Origin of the sequence: Holdemanella porci (genome assembly GCF_009696075.1) — a bacterium.
GTDB classification, from domain to species: domain Bacteria; phylum Bacillota_I; class Bacilli_A; order Erysipelotrichales; family Erysipelotrichaceae; genus Holdemanella; species Holdemanella porci.
The window spans coordinates 1-22,721 of record NZ_VUMR01000030.1 but is presented as its reverse complement, the minus strand read 5'-3'; the positions used below and the strand labels follow the sequence as shown (position 1 = coordinate 22,721).

The 22,721-nt window shown below is 33.4% G+C and carries 26 protein-coding genes and 1 tRNA gene; 5 read left to right on the top strand and 22 right to left on the bottom strand.

Annotated features, from left to right (window positions below; all coding sequences use genetic code 11):
- The 3 genes from FYJ55_RS06485 to FYJ55_RS06475 form a co-directional block, all read right to left on the bottom strand.
- Positions 1 to 592, bottom strand: a 592-nt coding sequence (locus FYJ55_RS06485; RefSeq protein ID WP_154556145.1) for a hypothetical protein, incomplete at its 3' end; no start/stop codon positions are given.
- A gap of 245 nt (positions 593 to 837) precedes the next feature.
- Positions 838 to 1,935, bottom strand: a complete 1,098-nt coding sequence (locus tag FYJ55_RS06480) for an IS91 family transposase (RefSeq protein ID WP_154556144.1) — start codon at positions 1,933 to 1,935, stop codon at positions 838 to 840.
- A gap of 40 nt (positions 1,936 to 1,975) precedes the next feature.
- Positions 1,976 to 2,791, bottom strand: coding sequence for a tyrosine-type recombinase/integrase (locus FYJ55_RS06475; RefSeq protein ID WP_154556143.1), 816 nt, complete (start codon positions 2,789 to 2,791; stop codon positions 1,976 to 1,978).
- 354 nt (positions 2,792 to 3,145) lie between these two features.
- Here FYJ55_RS06475 and FYJ55_RS11090 point away from each other — a divergent pair, with 354 nt between their 5' ends.
- Positions 3,146 to 3,928 carry a transposase gene (locus tag FYJ55_RS11090; RefSeq protein ID WP_326831850.1) on the top strand — a complete coding sequence of 261 codons (783 nt, stop codon included), beginning with the start codon at positions 3,146 to 3,148 and terminating at the stop codon, positions 3,926 to 3,928.
- Between the two features lie 259 nt (positions 3,929 to 4,187).
- On the opposite strand, the gene rplT is transcribed toward FYJ55_RS11090, so the two are convergent.
- The 16 genes from rplT to rapZ form a co-directional block, all read right to left on the bottom strand.
- Positions 4,188 to 4,547, bottom strand: coding sequence for a 50S ribosomal protein L20 (rplT, locus tag FYJ55_RS06465; protein ID WP_003865814.1), 360 nt, complete (start codon positions 4,545 to 4,547; stop codon positions 4,188 to 4,190).
- An 18-nt stretch (positions 4,548 to 4,565) separates the two neighbouring features.
- Positions 4,566 to 4,760, bottom strand: a complete 195-nt coding sequence (rpmI, locus tag FYJ55_RS06460) for a 50S ribosomal protein L35 (protein ID WP_003865815.1) — start codon at positions 4,758 to 4,760, stop codon at positions 4,566 to 4,568.
- Between the two features lie 13 nt (positions 4,761 to 4,773).
- Positions 4,774 to 5,325, bottom strand: coding sequence for a translation initiation factor IF-3 (gene infC / locus FYJ55_RS06455; RefSeq protein ID WP_154556142.1), 552 nt, complete (start codon positions 5,323 to 5,325; stop codon positions 4,774 to 4,776).
- A gap of 227 nt (positions 5,326 to 5,552) precedes the next feature.
- Positions 5,553 to 5,628, bottom strand: a tRNA-Lys gene (locus FYJ55_RS06450).
- A gap of 82 nt (positions 5,629 to 5,710) precedes the next feature.
- Entirely contained in the window at positions 5,711 to 7,573 is a 1,863-nt protein-coding gene (locus FYJ55_RS06445; protein ID WP_154556141.1) for an ABC-F family ATP-binding cassette domain-containing protein, read from the bottom strand.
- Between the two features lie 9 nt (positions 7,574 to 7,582).
- The gene (locus FYJ55_RS06440; RefSeq protein WP_154556140.1) at positions 7,583 to 8,869 is read right to left on the bottom strand and encodes a hypothetical protein; all 1,287 of its coding nucleotides are present in this window, start codon (positions 8,867 to 8,869) and stop codon (positions 7,583 to 7,585) included.
- A 57-nt stretch (positions 8,870 to 8,926) separates the two neighbouring features.
- The gene (asnS, locus tag FYJ55_RS06435; RefSeq protein ID WP_154556139.1) at positions 8,927 to 10,282 is read right to left on the bottom strand and encodes an asparagine--tRNA ligase; all 1,356 of its coding nucleotides are present in this window, start codon (positions 10,280 to 10,282) and stop codon (positions 8,927 to 8,929) included.
- Positions 10,283 to 10,516: 234 nt separating this feature from the next.
- Positions 10,517 to 11,152 carry a redox-sensing transcriptional repressor Rex gene (locus FYJ55_RS06430; protein ID WP_154556138.1) on the bottom strand — a complete coding sequence of 212 codons (636 nt, stop codon included), beginning with the start codon at positions 11,150 to 11,152 and terminating at the stop codon, positions 10,517 to 10,519.
- 97 nt (positions 11,153 to 11,249) lie between these two features.
- Positions 11,250 to 11,849, bottom strand: a complete 600-nt coding sequence (locus tag FYJ55_RS06425) for a hypothetical protein (protein WP_154556137.1) — start codon at positions 11,847 to 11,849, stop codon at positions 11,250 to 11,252.
- A complete protein-coding gene (locus FYJ55_RS06420) occupies positions 11,842 to 12,090 on the bottom strand; it encodes a TIGR03905 family TSCPD domain-containing protein (RefSeq protein WP_118116388.1) in 249 nt (82 codons plus the stop codon). Before FYJ55_RS06420 ends, FYJ55_RS06425 begins: the two co-directional genes overlap by 8 nt.
- On the bottom strand, positions 12,077 to 12,586 hold the full coding sequence (locus FYJ55_RS06415) for a Gx transporter family protein (RefSeq protein WP_154556136.1): 510 nt from the start codon (positions 12,584 to 12,586) through the stop codon (positions 12,077 to 12,079). Before FYJ55_RS06415 ends, FYJ55_RS06420 begins: the two co-directional genes overlap by 14 nt.
- Positions 12,583 to 12,939 carry a NusG domain II-containing protein gene (locus FYJ55_RS06410; RefSeq protein WP_154556135.1) on the bottom strand — a complete coding sequence of 119 codons (357 nt, stop codon included), beginning with the start codon at positions 12,937 to 12,939 and terminating at the stop codon, positions 12,583 to 12,585. The genes FYJ55_RS06415 and FYJ55_RS06410 overlap by 4 nt, the downstream gene beginning before the upstream one ends.
- Positions 12,939 to 13,460, bottom strand: a complete 522-nt coding sequence (locus FYJ55_RS06405) for a hypothetical protein (protein ID WP_154556134.1) — start codon at positions 13,458 to 13,460, stop codon at positions 12,939 to 12,941. The genes FYJ55_RS06410 and FYJ55_RS06405 overlap by 1 nt, the downstream gene beginning before the upstream one ends.
- Positions 13,453 to 14,400, bottom strand: a complete 948-nt coding sequence (gene whiA, locus FYJ55_RS06400) for a DNA-binding protein WhiA (RefSeq protein WP_154556133.1) — start codon at positions 14,398 to 14,400, stop codon at positions 13,453 to 13,455. Before whiA ends, FYJ55_RS06405 begins: the two co-directional genes overlap by 8 nt.
- A gap of 2 nt (positions 14,401 to 14,402) precedes the next feature.
- Complete coding sequence (locus tag FYJ55_RS06395) at positions 14,403 to 15,350, bottom strand: gluconeogenesis factor YvcK family protein (protein WP_117926531.1); 948 nt, start codon at positions 15,348 to 15,350, stop codon at positions 14,403 to 14,405.
- The gene (gene rapZ / locus FYJ55_RS06390; RefSeq protein ID WP_154556132.1) at positions 15,347 to 16,207 is read right to left on the bottom strand and encodes an RNase adapter RapZ; all 861 of its coding nucleotides are present in this window, start codon (positions 16,205 to 16,207) and stop codon (positions 15,347 to 15,349) included. The genes FYJ55_RS06395 and rapZ overlap by 4 nt, the downstream gene beginning before the upstream one ends.
- 82 nt (positions 16,208 to 16,289) lie before the next feature.
- Between rapZ and FYJ55_RS06385 the strand changes: the two genes are divergently transcribed.
- Genes FYJ55_RS06385 through FYJ55_RS06375 form a run of 3 tightly spaced genes read left to right on the top strand, consistent with a single transcriptional unit; the run spans position 16,290 to position 18,884 of the window.
- The gene (locus FYJ55_RS06385) at positions 16,290 to 16,811 is read left to right on the top strand and encodes an HAD domain-containing protein (protein WP_154556131.1); all 522 of its coding nucleotides are present in this window, start codon (positions 16,290 to 16,292) and stop codon (positions 16,809 to 16,811) included.
- Entirely contained in the window at positions 16,808 to 17,209 is a 402-nt protein-coding gene (locus tag FYJ55_RS11465; RefSeq protein ID WP_407651049.1) for a VanZ family protein, read from the top strand. The genes FYJ55_RS06385 and FYJ55_RS11465 overlap by 4 nt, the downstream gene beginning before the upstream one ends.
- Before the next feature lie 46 nt (positions 17,210 to 17,255).
- A complete protein-coding gene (locus tag FYJ55_RS06375) occupies positions 17,256 to 18,884 on the top strand; it encodes a putative glycoside hydrolase (protein WP_154556130.1) in 1,629 nt (542 codons plus the stop codon).
- A gap of 31 nt (positions 18,885 to 18,915) precedes the next feature.
- Here the strand turns inward: FYJ55_RS06375 and FYJ55_RS06370 are convergent, their stop codons facing one another.
- The gene (locus FYJ55_RS06370) at positions 18,916 to 19,284 is read right to left on the bottom strand and encodes a thioesterase family protein (protein WP_154556129.1); all 369 of its coding nucleotides are present in this window, start codon (positions 19,282 to 19,284) and stop codon (positions 18,916 to 18,918) included.
- Positions 19,285 to 19,417: 133 nt separating this feature from the next.
- On the opposite strand from FYJ55_RS06370, the gene FYJ55_RS06365 reads away from it, so the two are divergent.
- Positions 19,418 to 20,434, top strand: a complete 1,017-nt coding sequence (locus tag FYJ55_RS06365) for a hypothetical protein (protein WP_195836683.1) — start codon at positions 19,418 to 19,420, stop codon at positions 20,432 to 20,434.
- Here the strand turns inward: FYJ55_RS06365 and FYJ55_RS06360 are convergent.
- Together FYJ55_RS06360 and FYJ55_RS06355 are read right to left on the bottom strand one after the other, a co-directional pair.
- A complete protein-coding gene (locus tag FYJ55_RS06360; RefSeq protein WP_154556127.1) occupies positions 20,431 to 21,825 on the bottom strand; it encodes a sensor histidine kinase in 1,395 nt (464 codons plus the stop codon). The genes FYJ55_RS06365 and FYJ55_RS06360 overlap by 4 nt on opposite strands.
- Positions 21,818 to 22,504: a response regulator transcription factor gene (locus tag FYJ55_RS06355; protein WP_154556126.1), complete on the bottom strand. Its 687-nt coding sequence runs from the start codon at positions 22,502 to 22,504 to the stop codon at positions 21,818 to 21,820. The genes FYJ55_RS06360 and FYJ55_RS06355 overlap by 8 nt, the downstream gene beginning before the upstream one ends.
- Between the last annotated feature and the right edge of the window lie 217 nt (positions 22,505 to 22,721).

Below are 22,721 nucleotides of genomic sequence, written 5' to 3'. Positions count from 1 at the left end.
GTCTTCTTCCTGGAATCAGCATTCTTCTGGCTCTTTTAAAACGATAGGTTTCTAAATCACCATTTTTAAGATTCTTTTTACCACCAAAACATACAGAAGGCATCTTTCTTTTAAGCTTGAACTCATTTCGATTTCTTCTGAATTTAAGATTGCGAATGATGCTCTTCAATCTTTTGATATTTGGATCCAATACCTTCACCTCATACAAATAATCTTCTTCCGTATATTTATTTTTCTTGGATCTGTTGATCTGTTTCTCTTTTTCCTTTAAAGCCTTCTTCAATTGCTTCTCGTTCTTTTTGATTTTTTTGTCTATCTTTTTAAGACGAGTCTTGATCAAATCACGATCTTCCTTTTCTCTGCATTTAAGACTTTTCACCAAGGCCTTGGCCTCATTAATGGCAGACAAAGGAAAATAATCACTTGTACCATAGAAGGACTTGATCATTCTTTGATCTGTTTCTGAATAAGTAACATCCTTATAGGCACGATCAAAACAGATTTTGAATGCCTTATGAAGCATGCAGTTATACAGTTCAAGATCCTTTTTAATGATGGATTCTGCTTCTGATTCAAGATCTTTATAATACATTAGAAAATTAAAACACCAACGTTGATATAAAAACACCAATTGTGAAGTATAACATTGGTGTTTTAATTTAATTGAACTAACACATCTCTGTATGGATAAAAGTATATTGACTCATCCTCTATAAATTTTAGTTTTTGTCAATTGATTTGATTTTAAGGTTCCATTTTTCACGATTTTTGTGTATATTGGGTATGGTCCCCTTACCCAATGATTTCATTGGGCTGGTGACTTTGGAATTTGTGGGATTATTCCAATTGACGGTGACGTTTTTGTCCGCATTTGATGCAGATGGAAACGTCTCTTTTTAATATATCTGAAATAATCTGTTCATAGTCAATAAGTAATGGGCCTGGATCTTTCGTATTTGTAGCTGTTCGTATAGCTTGTATTCTTTCTTCTTTATTACGATTTCCTAGAAATCCATAATGACGGATCTTCATAAAATTTGATGGAAGCACATGCATCATGTATCTACGGAAAAATTCTGTATCTTCTAAAGTCATTTCTTTGATCTTATTATGATTCGAATAATCCTTGTATGAAAATGTTACTTTATTATCTTCATACTTTTTGATACGTTCGTTACTAATCGCAATTCTATGTGTATATCTACCAAGATATTTAACTACATGTTTTGCACTTTTCATTGGCTTTTTAGTATATACAACCCAGTCTTTGGAATAACAGGCATCTATAATGTTTTGAAACTGTTCTTCCTCTTTGATTTTTCTTTGATCAAAATGCTTTTTAGTATAGCTTAAAAATTTTCCTTTAAATAATTTAGATACAACTTTTACTGGAAGAAAGAATTTCTTTTTTGAATTTTTCCATTTTCCATTTGAATCAATTCCACCACCAGGAACAATCATATGGATATGCGGATGTAAAGAAAGGTTCTGACCCCATGTATGAAGTACGGAAGTGAATCCTATTTTAGCTTCCAGATACTTTTTGTCTTTTGACAATTCTTTGATGGTTTCTGCAGAAATATCAAACAAAGCCTTGTACATAAATTTTGGATCTATTAGACAGAGTACGTTTAATTCGTTGGGAATCGTAAATACAACGTGAAAATAATTCACGTTCAAAGTAAAACGTTCCTGCTTATGTATCCATATCTCCTTGTCTATAGCACCACATTCCGGACAGTTTAGATTTTTACATGAATTGTAATGAATCTTTGTATGACCACAGCATTCACAAGTGTCTGTGTTGAATCCCATGACTTCTGTTTTACATTCAATGATATTGCGAAGAGCTTTTTTCTGTTTTTGATTTAGCTTTGAATAATCAATTCTGTTCTCAATATCCATTGACCTGAATATGTCTTGAATATGTACCATTACTCAATCTCCATCAAAGAAGAAAGAACCAGAGCCTGTGCTAAATCAGAAATGTCACACTTGATATAACGTGATGTAGAGGAAAAGCTTGAATGCCCAACAGTTTCTTTAAAGTGAATATATTACATCCGTTTTTGAGCATAAGTGTTGCATACGTGTCTCTAAGATTATGGTAGCGCATAGATGGGACATAAAAGGAAAATTGTTTAATATGTTTTCTGAATAGCCTGTTGATGTAATTCTCATTGAGGTATGGATTTTTGGAACCAGAATAAACAGACGGAAATAAGTATCCATCTTTATCAGGAGTATAGATAATCCAGTATTTTCGAAGTGCCTTTAATAATGTATTAGATAAAGGTACTTTACGAGACTTACCACGCTTTGAATTCCGAATAGAAAGTAACATATTTTTAGAATCGATATCACTAACTTTTAAACGAGCAACTTCACCAACTCTAAGTCCGGCATCCAAACCAAGAAGTAGAAAAGCACGAAGACGTACATCTTTAGTATCCAGCAACAAATGAATCTGTTCATCTGTAAAAACAGTAATTTCTACAGGATCATATAAAATGTTAGGAAACTGCCTTCTAGATAACGGAGTTTCCAATACAACATCAAAGAAGTAACGAATAGCACTGATAATTAGATTTAAAGTAGATGGTGCATAAGTCTGCTTCATATGGACGACATATTTTTGAACCATTGAAACATCAAGAATAGATACATCTTCCAGTTGATAAAAATCAAACATTTGCGAAAGATAACATTGGTACATACTAATGGTATTCGATGAAAGATTTCTATATTCCATCATAAAAGTAAATTTGTTTAAAGCTTCATCTTTATTCATAACAACACATCCTTTCGAATAATAAAGACAAAACTATGATAAAACATAAATTAGGAGAAGAACTAGGCTTTATTAAAAAAAAGCCCACACTCGTAAGAGTGTGTTAGTTCAATAGATTCTTTGTGACATTGAAAACACCTTCATAAGACAAGTCCTCCTGTTCTATCCGTCTCTATTATACTATATTCAAAACAGATTTAATAGATAGATTTGAGACTTTATAATTTATTTTATTTGTATCAATATATCATCAATATGTATATGTGATATATTGCTGTATTCTCACATGTTCACTTTAAATTCACATTGAAACTGCATTTTATTCAATTTAGAATCATTTCATTCTATACTTAAATTATAGACACTACTTATCATTCAAACATTCCAGTTGAAACTCTATCTCTTTTAGATTGTGATGTTAGAAATTTTGATTTCAATCATCCTATTCAGTTTGAATTAATTCGACTCATACAGGAAGCCGGTGGTTTAAAGAAGTCTGAAGAAAAGAACAGACTCTATAAAGATCATCCTAAAGGATTCTATGTCTATGCCAAATTAAAATCCACTGACAACGATTCTAACTATGCATCATCTAATAAAAACAGTAAAGATATTCAAGGCTGCGTAAACTATTTTATTCGCTACGTAGGTAGGCCTGCCATGGCTGAAAATAGAATCACAGAATACAATAAAGAATCAAAGACTGTCAGCTGGTTCTACAATGATCATAAGGATGAAAAACGTCATGATGTCACAGATAATGTGATTGATTTTATAAACCGCCTTATTATACATATACCGGACTATCATTTCTTAACAACTCGATATTATGGATTCTATGCCAATGCTTCTAAGAAAACTCTAGATAAAGTACATGCACTTCTTGGAATCAAAAAGAATAAGGATTATTCTCGTGAAAAAAGAACCAAAGCCCTTAAAAACAAACTCAATAAATTGAAGTACCGCACTCATTTGATTGATTCTTTTAATAGAGAACCAATTCAATGTAAATGTAAAGCCACAATGCTCTATACTTATACATATAATCCTTTAGAAAACACAAAGAATAACAGAACATACAGAAAAAGATGTATTGATGAAATGCACAAAATGCGGTTACGAAGAAGAAGTACCTAGATGGTTGATCGATGAATTATTTCCAAATGAACCTGAAGAAAACTATATGATGCACTGCCCTGAATGTGATCATAAGATGATTGTAAAAAAATAATTCAACAACTAAAGACAAATACAAAATGTTGTCTATTATGATAGTCCTTTTTGTCGTTCCTGATAACCTACAAATTGTGATAATTCGATTTTTTCACATATCACATTTCCCTGTTCCGAAACCAAAATCTTAATATACAAAAAAAACTGTCTTACGACAGTTTGATTATGCATTTAAAGCTGCTTTTGCTTCTTCGCAAAGTTTAGTGAAGCCTTCAGCATCGTGAATAGCCATTTCACTTAACATTTTACGGTTGATAGCAATATTAGCTAATTTTAATCCGTGCATTAAACGAGAGTATGATAAGTCATTCATACGTGCAGCTGCATTAATACGTGTAATCCAGATTTTACGCATGTTTCCTTTTAACTTACGACGGTCGTTGTATGCATATCTGAATGAATGCATTACCTGCTCATTTGCAGTTTTGTATAATGTATGTTTTGATCCAAAGTATCCTTTGGCAAGTTTCAACACTTTTTTTCTACGAGCGCGTGAAACTGTTCCACCTTTAACTCTTGCCATTCTTTATATCCTCCTTAATTACTTAACTAACATTTCCTTAATACGTTTGTAATCTGTAGCATGTACAGTACCAGGTTTAGCTAAGTGACGACGTTGTTTCTTAGTCTTTCCATGGAAACGGTGAGATGTATAAGCGTGAGATCTCTTTAATTTTCCAGAACCTGTCTTTTTTACACGTTTTGCTAATCCTCTGTGGCTCTTCATTTTAGGCATAGTCTAGTCCTCCTTACTTTTTTTTAGGTGCCAACACTGTTGACATCGTATTCCCTTCCATTGAAGGTTTTTTCTCAACGATAGCTACTTCATCCATAGCTTCGATGAAGTCATTCATGATCTTACGACCAACTTCCAAGCGAGTGATCAAACGACCACGGAATCGCATATCAATCTTTACCTTCATACCCGCTTCGATCCATTTTGACGTCTGACGAACTTTTGTTTCAAAATCGTGTGTATCGATAATCGGCGATAAACGCAAAGATTTAACTTCAACAACATGTTGCTTACGCTTCGCTTCTTTTGCTTTTTTCTGTTGTTCGAAATGATAACGACCATAGTCTAAAACTTTACACACGGCCGGACGCGCCTTGGGTGCTACACACAACAAATCTAAATTTTGTTTGTATGCAATGTCCAATGCTTCTTTTTTTGACATAACTCCCATTTGTTCTCCATCCGCATTGATGACAAGAACTTCTCTAAACGGAATCTTTTCGTTAAACAAATCATCGTTTACATTATTTGGGGCAACTTTTCTATTATTGATATTCGACACCATCCTTTTTCATTTTTCCAAAAAGAAAATGGGCGCATTCCACACCCATCATTCTTTTAAACGAATTCAAACTGAATTGGCCGTGAACCTATGTCCATTAGACATCAGGTGAGAAGGGGTGCTTCTATCTTTCCATTTCTTTTACTTATTGATAATACCATACACATATGGTTTATTCAATATCTTTTTTCAAAAAAATAAAGCCGAGTAAATCGACTTAAACACATAAATGGTGGACTCTTGGGGATTCGAACCCCAGACCCACTGATTAAGAGTCAGTTGCTCTGCCAGCTGAGCTAAGAGTCCATTTATCAGTGCCCATTTATATTACCATAGCATATTTTTAAATGCAACTATTTTTTCAAAAAAAGAGTGCCGAATTGACACCCTATTCCAACATAGCCATTTTTTCTTCCCACTCTTGCATCAATGCAGCAATTTCATTATGTTTATCATCTATTTTCGCATCTAACTCTTCCATCTTACGATAATCTTGATAATATTCGGGTTCATATCTCAATTCTCGCATTGCCTCTAAATCTTGTTCTGCTTCCTCTAAAAGCACTTCTAGTTTTGCGACACGATTCTTAATTGCTTTTAAATCTGTGAAAGATACCGTTTGTGGCTTTACTTCTTTTTCGACCTTGGCAACCGATTCCACTAGTGCATTACTTGCCTTTTTTTCTAAGTACTCTTCGTAATTCAAATCATACACTTTACTGATTGAACCCATTTCTAGTACACGTGTAGCCATCTTCTTTAAAAACATACGGTCATGCGATACAAACAGAATCGTTCCATCATATTTTTCTAAAGCGGACTCCAAAGCTTCTTTCGCCGGAATATCTAAGTGGTTTGTAGGTTCATCCAACAATAAAACATTATCATGCTCTAACATTAATTTTGCCAAAGCCAATCGAACTCTTTCTCCACCCGATAAATCATTCACTTCTTTAAACACTTCATCCTGTGTAAAAAGGAAACTTGCTAACGTATTACGAATCTGTGTTTGTGTTGCATCCGGATCCATATCCCACAATTCATCCAATACATTCTTATTCGACTTCATCTGTGCACTTTCCTGATTGAAATACCCTACATCAATTTGATGACCAAATTTAAAGCTACCTGATATTGCAGGCAGTTCTTTCACCAAAGTCTTGATCAAAGTTGATTTACCTATTCCATTAGGACCAACGATAGCCATTCTTTGTCCTTGCAATAACTGAAAAGAAACATCAGACAGCACTTTATCATAACCAACCTGTAAATCTTCCACTTCAAGAACCTGCTTACCACCTTTTCTTGCGCAAGTAAACACAGCCTTCATCTGACTAGTATCTGAAGTACTATCTTCAATTCTATCCATGCGATCTAAATATTTCTGTTTACTCTTGGCAAAAGCAGCCTTATTCTTTTTATAGCGGAATTTTTCAATCAAAACTTCTAAACGATGAATCTCTTGTTGCTGACGAATATACGCTTCATGATTCTTTTTTAGATATTCATCTTTTGCCTTCAAATAATGTGAGTAATCCCCCACATATCTTTGGGTTTTACCAAACTCAATTTCCACGATTTCATCTACAACATGATCCAAGAACATTCGGTCGTGACTCACTAAAACAACCGCGAAAGGATAATGCTTCACGTAATTTTCAAGCCATTCAATAGCTGCAATATCCAAATGGTTTGTCGGTTCATCCAACAATAAAATATCTGGTTTTGTCAATAACAGTTTAACCAGCGCAATTCTCGTTTTTTGTCCAGAACTAAATTCACACAATTTTTTATTTAAATCACTTTCATCAAACTGAAAATGGAAAAATACATTCTTTAATTCCACCTCATATTGATATCCATTCAATGCCTCAAAACGTGTCTGCAATGCATCATACTTTTCAAGTTGTTTCTCACTTGAATCCATTTTAAGCACTTCTGCCTGGGCATTTAACTGCTTTTCCAATTCTCGAACCTTGTCAAAAGCCGTTAAAAGTTCTTCATACACTGTTTTTTCTTCATCCACAAAAGTAATCTGTGCCAAATACCCAATATTTGTACCATTTAAAACCATACGAGAACCCGAATCATATTGTTCCTGTCCACATATAATTTTCATCAATGTCGTTTTACCACAGCCATTACGACCAACCAACGCAATCTTTTCATTATCACGCACTTGAAAGTTTGCACCTGCCAAAACTGTTTTTGCTCCAAATGACTTTTGTATATTACTCAATTGTAACTTCATATTATCACCTTAAATTTCAAAATATCTAACAATACCTTTCACCAAAGTTTCCGCTATCGCATCCGTATTGTCATTAAAATATGCAACACTTTGAGAATTCATTGCACTCGCATATGAAAAGTATAATCCATACATCCCATAGGCATCTTTATATTTTGCATTTCTCATTTCATCGCCATAAACACCAGTGTATGTTGCTCTTCCACCAGTTTCTCTTAATTGTGGGTAAAGTTCATATTTTTTTACTTCACCCTTTTCATCTTCGGCAAATGAATCATATAAAACTCCATTTTCTTGCGTGCTGTTCGTTCTAGCCGCATACAATGTCAATCTACTTTGGTCCATATAATATGAGATTGTATTAGCCAACCCACTATTTGTATATGGACTTGCCATCATATAAGGCGCATCTACATTTTCATCATAGCTTGCACCCAAGGCAATATATAATTTAGCCTTTGCCTTATAACCACGAGCCGGACGACCATCTGCACCATAATATCCAGGCGTTTCGTTTTCTTTACGTAAGATTTTTACCTTTAATCCCTTTTCTTCTAATTCTTTTTTTAATTTTTTCGCAAATTCCATAGAAGAAGTTGGTTCATCTAAAATTGATGTATTTGCACCATAATCTACTGTATTTGAGATGTAATTCATCGCATTTCCACATGGATCAATCACTACATCATATATATTGGATTTTGGGATATGCTTAGTGACAATAATAAACGAATAATTTTTCTTTAAATGAATATCATACTCTTTTAATACCTCTTTATCTGCCACAAATGTGATATCTTTCACCTTTTTATTACGACGCATTGTTGTGATTGTCTTCGCCTTAAATGCATCGTCAAAATAAATACGCTCCTTTTCATAATGATCATATGTATATAGTTCATAAATTCCTTCTTTTAAAGAACCTAAATCAATACCTGAATCCACTTTTCCATTAAATGTAAAACTTGTAATGGCATCATTCATAACATTTCTTAGAACAATGTTATTGCCTTGCATTTTATCCATTTTCTTTGTACCATACTCATCTTTATACAAAGACAACGTCTCCCCATAAACTAAATAATCACTGAGTCGATAAGACCCATCAAAACTTGTCTCCACCTTTTTTTGCAACTTTTCAACATCCACTGTATCCAAATAAGATTGTGACAACTTATCTATTTCAGTTGGTCTTGATACATATAAAAAAACACAAACTACCACAATAGCGATAGTAATAATCCCAACGATCATCGTGCTTAAATTTTTCTTATTAACTACTCTTACTTTTTTCATACCCCTTATTTATATCACACAAGAAAACAGGTATCAACGAGATACCTGTCTAATTCATTAGAAAATTAAATTTCTAGGTGTACGTGGATATGGCTGAACATCACGAATATTCGCAACACCACTTAAATACATCAACATACGATCAAATCCAAGACCAAATCCTGAGTGTTTGCATCCTCCAAAGCGACGTAAATCTAAATACCATTGTAATGTTTCTTGTTCCATTCCAATTTCTTTCATACGATTTACTAATACATCATAACGCTCTTCACGTTGAGAACCACCAACTAATTCTCCAACATAAGGAACTAATAAGTCACATGCTGCAACTGTCTTGTTGTCATCATTGACACGCATATAGAATGCTTTAATATCCTTTGGATAATCCGTTAAGAAAACAGGACCACTTACGACTTTTTCGCAAATATAACGCTCATGTTCACTCTGAAGATCCATACCCCAGAAAATATCCTGGTTTTCAAATTGATCTTTTGCTTTTTCCAAATATTCAATAGCCTTTGTATAAGTCATTCTTTCAAAGTTAGAGTTTGCAACATGAGTCACACGTTTAATGCATTCTTTATCGATCATTGATGCAAAGAATTCCATTTCTTCTTTAGCATGTTCCAAACAATAGTTGATACAATATTTGATCATTTCTTCAATACAATCCATGTTATCGGCTAAATCCGCAAATGCAAGTTCTGGTTCAATCATCCAGAATTCAGAAGCGTGACGAGTTGTATTTGAGTTTTCTGCACGGAAAGTTGGACCAAAAGTATAAACATTGCGATATGTTAATGCGAATGGTTCAACATGCAATTGTCCAGATACTGTAAGTTGAGCATGTTTACCAAAGAAATCCTTGTCATATTTTGCATCTTCACGAGTTGTAACTGTAAAACATTCACCAGCACCTTCTGCATCATTACCAGTAATTTCAGGTGTATGTACATATACGAATCCGCGATCCTGGAAGAATGTGTGAATTGCCATACTTAATACACTTCTTAATCTAAACATAGCATAGTATGTATTTGCACGAGGACGTACATGAGGAATTTCACGCATAAATTCAAAACTGTGACGTTTTTTCTGCAATGGATAATCGTGATCACATAATCCTAAAACACTAATACTTTCGGCTTGAATTTCAAATGGCTGTTTTGCATCTGGAGTACAAACAAGTTTTCCTGTTACTTCCATAGCTGAACCTGTTGTAATTTTTGATACTTCCTCAAAGTTTTCTAAGCTATCCGCATATACAATCTGCACATTTGAAAAAGTAGTTCCATCATTCAACGCAATAAATCCAACTGCCTTTGAATTACGATTTGTACGAACCCATCCTTGCAAAGTAATACTTTGTCCATCGTACTGTTCAAATGTTTCTTTTAATTTTTTTACTAACATAGTTTCTCCCTTCAAAATAAAAAAAACGCCCCTTAATTAAAAGGAACGATTATTACCGCGGTACCATCCTGTTTCATCACACGTATGTATGCACTCAATTGGAATTTAACGCATTCCACACGTTACTGTCTACTTAATTTCTCCAGTACGACTCCACAGGTGTTATCAATCCAAACTTGCAACGTCTATTTTCACCTAACAAGACTCTCTTTACATGTTCGTTTTGGACGACTTCTATTTCTGCGTCTTTGTTTTTAATGAATTTGTAATAAATACCAATTCTTGTATAGATGATACCACATCAATACTTTTTATGACAACCCCTTTTGGGACCAAAAAATGTTGATGCGTAAAATCAACGATACCATTGATTCCACATTGTACTAATTTATCTACTGTTTCTTGTACATCATGTGAAATTGTTAAAATCGCAATACGACATCCTTCAGGAATCTTCGTATCTAACTCCGACATCGGATATACTTCAACACCAAATTGTGTTCCACACTTAGCTGGATCCACATCAAAGGCACATGCGATTTCACCAACAACATAATCCCATTTATTATAATTCATTAACGCACGACCTAAGTTACCAGCACCAACTAAAATTATTTTTTCATCAAAATCAACGCCTAACTGACTATTAAATATTTCAATCAGTTTATCCACATCGTATCCGTAGCCTTGTTTTCCAAGATTCCCTAAAAAGGAGAAATCACGACGAATTGTTGTAGGCTCTATATCTACAAAGCTCGATAATTCTTTGGACATAATTCGTTCAACGCCATTTTTTTGAAGTTTACGTAAAGCTTTTAAATATACTGGATACCTCTGTAAAGTTGCTTTGGGTACATTTCTATTCTGCATTTTATCACCCCACGCAATAATAATATCATATTTGTGATATATTTAACAAGTTAACTTGTGAAAAAATTTAAAAAACAAAAAAGTCGATTTCTCGACTTTAGAAAATTGCTTGATCCACCTGCAACAATGTTGAATCCACATCTTGAAGAAGTGTTTGAATTCTTGAATTATAAAAATAAGGAACACCCTTCTTTTTCGCAAAAAACAATACAAGCGCCCACAAAATTACTAGTAAAATAAATGAAACCCTAAAAGAAATGTGAATCAAAAGAACAAACACAAGTAAAAACACAATATACGCAAGTGTGTCTAATAAGATAAATCGTTGAAATATATTTTTCAGTGTAATCTGATAATAATCTCTTTTTCTAGATAGAAAAGCTTTCGTGATAGAATCATATTCCTCATTAAATTCCATCTTACTTAAATCATCCTGATTCTCTTTATGTTCTTTATAAAATACAACTTCCTGCATTCTTAAAAGACAAAACAACATGGCCTGCTTATTTTCGTCTTTCGAAAACTTTTTATAATACAATTCCAACAGCTTTAAATAATCATTATCCGAAATTGATTTTCCAACCATATTTTGTGCAATGACTTCTAAGCGTTCTGTTAATACATCTGAAAATACAAGAATGTTATTTTGAGCACGTCTTTCAATTTCCTTTAAAGCCCCAAGAAAATGATCAGCCACGATATGCCTTAAGCGCACATGCGATTTGATCTGGACAAGATGTTGGCTTATTTCCACATGTTACTCCAGTCAAAGTATCGATAACTTCATCTACACTTCTTCCCTTCAATAAACATCCAATTCCCTTTAAATTTCCATTGCATCCACCAATGGCCTCAAAACTTTTAATAATTCCATCTTCAATTTCAAAATTGAATTGACGACTACAAACACCCTTTGGTGTATAACTATATTTTTCCATAATTTCCTCCACTTAATCGGTCTAAGACCTTTCTACATACTACTGCTATTAATATACCACTCACAATGGACAATGCCAAAAGAATTGGTAAAAACAACTGCATAAAATACTGTTGGTAAATCCAAGTAATTGCGATCACTTGTCCTATATTATGAAAGCTTGCCCCAAGTATACTTACGCCATAAATCGAAAACACCTTACTTCGATACGCTAAGATCATCGCAATACAAGCCAAAATACCACCGCTTAACGAAAGCCAAAACGAAACAGAAAATAACATTCCCTGCATCAAGCTCGATAAAATGATACGAAGCAACGATACATAAGCCAATGATTTTTCATCATACATATAAAGTGCAAATAAGCCAGCAATATTTGCCAAGCCAATCTTATATCCAGGAACAATCATAAATATACCTACAAAACTTTCTAAAAGCTGCAACAATATACCGACCGCAACCAAGAAAGCTAAAATTACACTTTTCTTGACCCTCATTGTATCACCGTATCCTGACTGGCTTCTTTTTCAATTTTTACCACTGTCTCATTGGGCAAACATACAATGGGAACATTGGCATCCGAAACATAGCCTTGTTTCGAACAATAATGATGTGGACTCTTTTCTTGTGTAACGCGCACTTTTTTCTGTTTAACCTTAATATGCACTTTTCCAAGCTTTCCATTTACGACATACGTTTTATCTTTTGATAAATCTATACGTAAAACTTGTTTTTCCTTAACATATACACTCGCATACACATTTTCATTTTTACTAAAAAACAAAGGAACACATAGTACTACCGCTACGATCATAATGCATACTATCAGAATTTTATCTGCCTTTTTCATTATTGAACGACCACACTTACATTTTTCGTGACTGAATTTCCAAAACGATCACTGATTTTTACTTGTACATCCTGTGTTGATGCCGTGGACGTATCAACATTGGCTTCAAAAGTAACTCCCGATAGATCTGTCGCATGAAAGTAGGAATTCCAATCAACATTCTGTCCAACCCCAATTGTGATTTGACCCACTTCACTTGCACATACTGGAGCTGTTGTATCTTTAACTTTTATCACAAAAGGATACTCTTTACTCCCATCCACAATCGCAAAGTCATATTCACCAACAACCAAATAATCCATTCCAGATGTCATAAAGCGATTATTTTTCTTATCTACCCCAACACTTTTTGAAACAACTTTTAAACGAGATGAAAAAGTCGCATTCTTTAAATATAAAGTTGGATTGGCATAAATATCTTTTCCAAGTTCAATCGTGAACATCGATTTTTTTAATTGAACCCCCAAGGAACATGCACACAATAAGAATGATAAGCTTATAATTCCTATTTTTTTAAGCATCCAATTCCTCCTTTAATTCTGAAGCCATCTGCTTCACTTTCGCTAAGCGATGCTTCATTCCAGATTTTGAAATATCTTCACCAAATTCATTTTTACACTCTAAACACAATTCATTTAGATTGGCCTCCGGATACATCTTGCGAATTTGCATCGCATGCATAATTTTTTCTGGAATCACAATATTTTTAGCATGACGCTCCAAAAATTCAATAGCCTCTAACTGCGATTTGGCAGCCTTTAAACTCTTTACCTCATTGGCAACTTCACAATTATCGAGGCGCGTGATCTGATTATAGAAATCTCTTTGAATTCTAGAATCCTCAAATTCAAACAACGCATTCGAAGCATTACATAAACGCAAGAAGTCTGCAATTTTATCTCCAGCTTTTATATATACCACATAAACGCTTTTTCTTTCGATGACTTTTGCCGGCAAATAAAAACGCTGCATTAATTTTTGAACACTTAACGCTAAATCTTTTTCCTGACTCGACATTTCTAAATGATAATTACTCGATTTTGGTGAGTTGATACTGCCACTAGCCAAAAAACACCCTTGCAAATAAGCTCTAGCCATCTTTTCAGAACGAACCATTTTTACGCTTGGTGTATAACGCAAACCTGAATCAGTTAAAATCTGAAGATCTTCCAATATTTCTTGAGCCTTATCAAACACTTGAATACGATAAATGTTATTTTTCTTCAACTGCATTTTTTTCAACACAGAAAGACGAGGATCGACATCATATAACGTTTTCATGATTTGAAAAACATGTTTGGCAATTGTTGCATTTTCAGTTTGAAACGACAAATACATGCCTTGCCAATTCATATGTAAACTTGCTCGCATTTGAAAAAGGGCACATAATTGTGCCTTCATCATTTGAGCATCGATTTCTTCTTTACAAATTTCTTTTTTAATTTCAGATGTAAAGGACAAGTCTATACCCCCTTGATCAATTCTTCTACAACTTCTTTGACAGCCATTGGATTATGACGAATACGACCTTTTGTATCCAATGCCAACAAATCTCTTTGTATAATAGCATAGTCTGTTGCTTCATTTCCAATACAAATTGGATAACTATTTTGTGAAGCATACATGTCTAAAACTTCTTTAGGTAACATCGACTGGTTAACCACCACTAAATCTACTGGATGTTTAAATGAATGTTTTTCAATTGCATTAATATGATCCTGAACCGTATATCCATCTGTTTCTCCAGGCTGAGACATGGCATTACAAAAATAGATTTTCTTGCAAGGGTTCTTTTCAATAGCTTTCGAGATATCCGAAATTATTAGATTCGGCATAATTGAAGTATATAAAGATCCAATTCCATAAATAATCAAATCGGCATTTTTAATAGCTTCAATGGCCGGTTTATATGCATGCACATACTTCTGATAAAAAACATGATCGATACTGTTGTATACCGTTGGGATATTTTTTTCTCCACGAACCAGCGTACCATCTTTCATCATTGCATATAATGTAACAACATCCAATGTACTAGGAAGAATATTCCCCTTCACATTTAATACTCTTGAAATTGATTCAATAGCTCCCATAAATGAGCCTGTAGTATTGATCATTGCCAAGAAAATCAAGTTTCCTAAATTATGACCACCCACATCTTCGCTTCCTTCAAAACGATAATTCAGCAAATCAGAGAAAAAGCCTTCATCTTCTTCATCAGCCATAGCACATAAAACATGACGAATATCTCCAACTGCAGGAATATTGTATATATCACGTATTCTTCCGGTACTGCCACCATCATCGGCTACTGTAACAATGGCCGTTAAATCAACATCTTCCAAACGTTTCATACCCTTTAACATGCTTGAAAGACCTGTACCCCCACCAATTACGACTATTTTTTTCATTCTTCGTCAACTCCAATATCACGGTGCGATTTAAAACAACGATATATATCTTTATATTCATCATACAACCAGTTACAAATCGAAACCGAGCGATGTTGACCACCTGTACATCCAATCGCAACAATCATATGAGACTTGTTCTGTTTCTCATATTGTGAGAACACAAAATCACAATAATCCTTTAGTTTCAAAATAAACTCTTGTGTTTCTGGTTTATCCATTACATAGTCATATACTTCTTTTTGATTTCCTGTTTTATCTCGAAGCAATGGATCATAAAATGGGTTTGGCAAGAAACGAACATCAATGACCATATCTGCATCTAATGGTACTCCATGTTTAAATCCAAAAGATTGGAATGTGACTGTAAACACGCTTCTTTGTGCACTTTTGAAACGATGTAAAACACGACTTGCCAAAGCAGAAGTACTTAATTTTGTCGTATCAATATGAATCGTATTCTGTGAATTCTCTTGTAGATGATCCAAAAAATCGCGCTCTACTTCAATCGCATCTTCTAATGTTGTAGCCAAATGATTTACAATCATTGGATGTTGTCTTCTTGTAAAGCGATAACGTAACAACAATTCTTCATCGCTGCAATCTAAAAACAAGATTTGAAGATCGCGGTTAATATTTTCAAAGTAGCTCACAAAAGCCTGGTAATCAATAGCACTCACACTAAGAGCTACATTTTTATAATGAGACTCATCTTTTCTTAGTAAGTCTTCTAAATTTTCCAACAATTCCTTAGGAAAATTATCCATACAATAATAGCCCAAATCTTCTAGAGCATTCATTGCACTTGATTTTCCGGCCCCTGACATTCCTGTCACAAGAACAATTTTATTTTCCATAATCACACATCCTTTTTACAAATTATATCAACATTTGAACTTGAGTACAATTTTGACTATCATATTAAGAGGAGAAACACATATGAAACCATGTATATTTTTAGATATCGATGGAGTAATCAATCCGAGTCGTAAAAAGAATTCCTATTGTCTCGATTACAATTTACCAGATGTCCTGGCAAAAAAATTGAACCACCCAAAAATTGCCACACTAAACGTATATTTAGTCAATCAAGTTTATTATTGTTTTTCAAAAGAAAGTATTCAACTTTTGAAGCAGCTCATTGAAAAATATGATGCTCAAATCATCATCACAAGCTCATGGAGAATAGTCTATTCATTAGAACAACTTCAGGCCATGTTTGACATCTTTGATTTGGGAAAATATGTTAAATCCGTTACCACTTTGATTAATCCACGCACAAAAGCTATTCAAGAATTTATTATTGAAAACAATGTGACAAGTTATATTATTTTAGATGATTTTGACATGTCCAACACTTTCGATTATCATTTTGTTTATGTTCGCCACTCTTTCAAAGAATCCGACTACAAAAAGGCGGACCACGCTTTATTTATTCAACAAAAGGAGTTTTCGAATTGAAAAAACACATTTTTACCATTATTACAATCTGCAACATGCTACTGATCTTTTATTTTTCCAGTCAAAATGCAGAACAATCCACACAAACAAGTGCCTGGTTTTTACAATTTTTACCATTCTCAATGCATATCGTTCGTAAACTCGCACATTTTACAATTTATGCCATGCTTGGCTTCAACACTTTCAATATGTATAGGAAGTATGGTGTGAAACACTATGCACTATACGCTTTGGTCACATGCATTCTATATGCTTGCAGTGATGAATGGCATCAATCTTTTGTCTCAGGAAGAAGCCCACAGATTACAGACATATGCATTGATACTTGCGGTGCTTTATCCCTAATTCTATTAAACATTGGTCTGATTCGATGGAAATCATCCCAAAAAGCGCTTTGAAAATTGACAATTATATGAATTATGCTACGATTCTATTGGTGATTACATGAAAAGTAAACAAATGTTCATTCTTCCAATGATAATCGTGGCATTTTTATTTTTACTTGCCCTAGCCGCAAACTCACTCCACCCTACTCAATATATTAAATGCAATACCAATAAGCTAACGGTAGAAAAAGCACATTTAGAAGATGGTGAAGCTGTTATTGAAAAAATTAAAATTCCTAAAGGTACAAAAGTAAAAGTTCATCAAAAACAAGAACATTCAAGCATTATCATATACAATCACGATAAACTAAAAGTTAAGAATTCAAATCTCGCAAATAGTTTTGATGAAGCTACTCACTTAGATTATGTTTATTGTCGAAGACTGGTAAACTTAAGAGAAGAAAAAGGTGGAAAACTAAGTAAAGTGATTGTCAAGAAAGGTGAAAAAGTAAGAGTAGAATCCATCGATCAAAAAGACTGGGATAAAGACACAGGCCAAATGCGTTGGTACAAAGTCAAAAAGCAGAACAAAACCTATTACTTAAGTGGTGCATATGTAGAATCATCAAGAAAATTAGCATTAAAAAAGTATGATCAAGCCATATCTTATTCGACATATTGGGATGATTACTACAAAGATGGATATTCTAAAGATGCCTATGCATCACAAATTGACTACAAGCCTATCAAAAAAGAAATATATAAAGAAAATTCGATGCCTAAACATGTTAAGTCCGTCCACGTATCAATGGACAATTTCATCAACAATCAAAAATATATTGAAAAGTTAAAGAACATCAATACGATTATTGTCGAAACTAAGAATGATGAAGGCTCAGTTTTATATGCGAGTGATGTATGTAAGGATTATTTATCAGATCCTAGTCAAGCAACAAATAATACGATGATTTCAAAAAAAGACTTAACAAAAATCATTAAAGAATACAAAAAGAAGGGATTCTATTGTGTAAGTCGTATCGTTACTTTTAAAGATGCTGTTTTTGCGATGGAAAACCCAAAAGAATCATTAACAGATCATAATGGCAATTTAGTTGTCTACAACGATCAATACTGGCCTAGTGCCTATTCTAGAAAAGCATGGATGTATAATGTGGAACTTGCCAAAGAGTGTGCTGACCTAGGCTTTAATGAAATTCAATTTGATTACGTTCGCTTTCCTGATGGAACGGCAAGCGCACATTCAAAACTAAACTTTCACAATACATATAAAGAAAGTAAAGTAGCCGCCATCCAAGGTTTTCTTCAATACGCAAAAGAAGAATTATCCCCAAAACACGTTTATGTTGCAGCCGATATGTTCGCGTGGCCTATTGTAGCTTGCGATGATCAAGATATTGGACAATTTCTTCCAGCTATCGCCAATGTTGTTGATATCATTTGTCCTATGCCTTATTTAGATCACTTTTCAAATGGAAGCTTTAACATTGATGATCCTGTTGAAAAGCCATACGATACTTTATATGCATTCACTAAGATCAGTGATGAACAATTAAAAAGTATCAAATATCCCGCTAAATACCGGACATGGATTCAGGGATATAATATAGATGCAGATGGTGTAAAACAAGAAATAAAAGCACTTAAAGACACAAATTATCCGGATTATATGGTTTGGTTAGCTAGTGGCAATAAGAAAGATATAGATAGAATCAAAAGCGGATTTTAAAACCCATGCATATTAACATGGGTTTCTTTTTTTATTTCTTGTATGTTTTATCGATAAATTTTTGTGCATCAACCACAAAACGACTGTGTACACCTTTTCCAATTGATTTACCATCTTGGAACGCTTGTACTTCATAATCAATTTTGCGACCATCTACATTAACCATCTTAGCCTCAATTGTGATTGTTGCCCCTAATGGACTTGCCATATCATGAGACACATTCATACTGATGCCAACACTTGTCTTACCTTCTTCTAATTCTAGGCATAGACATGCAGCCTCTTCCATCCATGCGATCATTTGCGGTGTAGCTAAAACATCCAATGATCCACTCTTCATAACGGAAGCCAAATTTTGTTGTTCAACCACACGTTGAATTCGAATTGTTTTTAATTCCATGTTTGATATCCCTCCTTTGATATATTAATCCATTGTTAAAATATTGACAATGTATTTTATTAGTTTCTACGTTCTGTGATAGAATGTATAAAGAGAAATGAATCAATCATTTCTAATAGAAAGTAGGTCATATATGTATTCTAAACAAGAAGAAAACCTAATCCTATACCAAAAATCAAAACATAAAATCACTATACATCTTATTCTTAATTTTTTTGTACTTTGCGTTTATTTTTTAGCCATGGCATATCTTTTCTCAAACATAGAATTCTTGAAAGTAGATGATCCAGCTTTCCGCTCTATGTTGATCAAATTAGGAATCGGACAGATTCTTTTATATGGCATCACATTTATTCTTCTTTCAACTGGTAAAAAATGGTTTCGTATTCTATATTGGATAGATATTGCGATCAGTTTTTTGATTATATACTTTCCAATCAAATTATTGTTGTCAAACCTTACAACTATCTTACCATTCTTTGTCCTTGTTGCTTGTATGCTTTTAAAAACCATTGTACTTTGCCAAATTGGTGGATACTTAAGAAACAATCGTTGGTGTAAGATTTATTTTGATCACACAATCGAATTGGACGATGAAGACGATGATTGGGTAGCTAAACAAACAAAGAATGCAGATTATGAAAAAATCAAAGATAGATACGAAAATAAATTCGAACAAACTGAACAAGATGAAGAAGATGAATATATAGTAGAAAAAGCCCCTATGACTTTGCCCCAACTATCCGTTCGTTTAGGCATTATTATTTATGGTGAATTAATTTTATTTCCAATTCTAATCCAAATCTTTTCAAATCTATTTGCAAGTTTGGATATGCAAAAAGTATTTGCGACAAAAGACATCTTTATGTTGTGTATTTTTACTGCTTTTATTTGGACCATTCCATTATTCTATATGTACTACAATCAAAAGGCGACAAAGAAGATTATCGCCTGTTGTATGATAGGTGAATTTATTCGTATTTTAGTTTATTTACCAACCTTTATGAACTACTATAAATCACAGGAATATTCAATTCGTGTATTTATCTTCTTTATCATCATAGATATCATTCGATTGGTTATTCTATTTGTATTCGCAATCCGTGTTTTACTATCAAAACAAGAATATGCACAAAAACCCAGAGACTAATTCTCTGGGTTTTCTTTTACAATAATAGGCAATTCAACCGTGATTTTAGTTCCCACATCTTCCTTTGAAGTTAAATGAATTTTGCCTTGATAATAATAGACAACATGTTTTACAATCGACAAACCTAAACCTGTACCTGGAATTGTTTTTGAGCGTTGTTTATCCACACGATAAAATCTTTGAAAGATTCGACTCTGATCTTCTTGCGCAATTCCCACACCTGTATCTTCCACACTAAAATACATATTTTTTTGATTTTTCTTTAGAACAACATCTATACGTCCATTTTGTTTATTGTACTTAATTGCGTTCGAAATTAAATTATAGAAGATACCTTTAATATGATCTAAACTCGCAAAAACTGTAAACTCTGTCGCATTCACATAAACATTTAAATGCATCGCTTCAATTTGTGGTTTTAAAGTCTCGACAACAGAATCCAACAATTTCTTTACTTGAATATGCGAATATGTGACTTGCATCTCTTCTGTTTCTAATTTTGAAATCGTTAAAATATCATTGATCAATTGCGTCATGTGGTCGCTCTCTTTTAAAACACAATCTAAACATGTATCGATTTGAGCACTATCCTGAATTGTATGCGAACGAATCAATTCTGTATATCCACGTATAGAAGTGAGTGGTGTTTTTAATTCATGACTCGCATTACTGAAAAATTCCTGGCGAACCTTTTTTTCTTTTTCCAGTCTTTCTAAATACTTTTTATTTTCTTCGGACATATTCGTCAATGCATCTGTGATTCCATAAAGTTCGGGATAATTATATTTATGAAACGATAGTACTTCTTTTGAAATATCTGTTGAATTAATTATATTTGTGATATCTTTAAAAGGTTCTACAATTTCATTGGCCATTTTTTTAGACAAAACAAATACCACCATAAAAGATACGGCAATACTAAATAAAAATGGTGCTAATAATATCGAAATAGATTGGCTCAACCCATCAAATGGCATAGCTAAACGAACAATTGTTTGATTATCTTCCTCATAGTCAGCTACATACAAATAAGAACGTTGCATTGTATCTGAATGACGAATACATGTCCCTGTACCTTGAGCAATAGCTTGTTTTACCTCTTCACGCTGCAGGTGTTTTTCACGAATTCTATTTTTATAGTTATCATATAAAACTTTTCCGTTTCGCTTAATAATTGTGATACGAATATCTTCCGATTTAAAAGTATCACCCAAACGAGTCGTATTTAAATCATCGATTTCTAAATTTTTCACCAATTTAACTGTATTCATTAAATATTGTCGATCTTGAGAAATAGATGCTTTATATAAACTCACGTAAAGTAAACCAAAGCCCAAGATAAATGTGATCAAAAAAGTTATTAAAAACGAATGAACAATCTTCTTATGCATTGTTATCCTCAACAACAAAACGATATCCAACCTGTCTTACAGATTGTATCCAATGTGCATATTCATTTCCCATCTTCTTACGCAATGAGTTAATATGTACATCCAGTGTTCTACTTTCTCCAATAAAATCATATCCCCAAATCTGATTGATCAACTCTTCTCGTGATACAGCTCTACCTTCATTTTTAGCTAAATATTTCAACAATTCAAATTCTTTGAATGTCAATTCAACCGGTTCTTCATGAATTGTCACCGTTCTTTTATCTAAATCAATACATAAGCCATGTATTTGAATCAATCGTTCATCCTTTTTACTTCTACGAAGTAATGAACGAATACGAGCAGCAAGTTCTAACACACTAAATGGCTTTGTCAAATAATCATCCGCTCCTAAATCAAGCCCCATGATTTTATCAAGCTCTTTATCTTTTGCACTTAAGATAATAACAGGTAAATCTTTAAGCGTTGCCTTTGAACGAATAAATTTTAATATATCATATCCATTCATGCCTGGTAACATCAAATCTAATATGGCTAAATCTACTTTATTGTTTTGTAGATAATCATATGCATCTTTTCCATTTTCAAAATCAACTAGTTCATAATTAAAACTAGCCAATGTTAATTTTAATAATTGACGAATATTTTCATCGTCTTCAACAATTAAGACTCGTTCCATAAAATCAACCTCTTTTTGCCATTTTATCATGAAAACAAATAAAAAAGGAGTAAAGTTTTTTTAACATTGCTCCTTAATAATCTAAATTATTTTTGGCTTAACAGATACATTGGTGATTTGTTAATATAACTGACATTAATGATGTCTATTTAAGATTTATTGTATAGGTGTAAACGAAAGAGAGACTACACTTATGACAAGAACTTCAAAATATTTA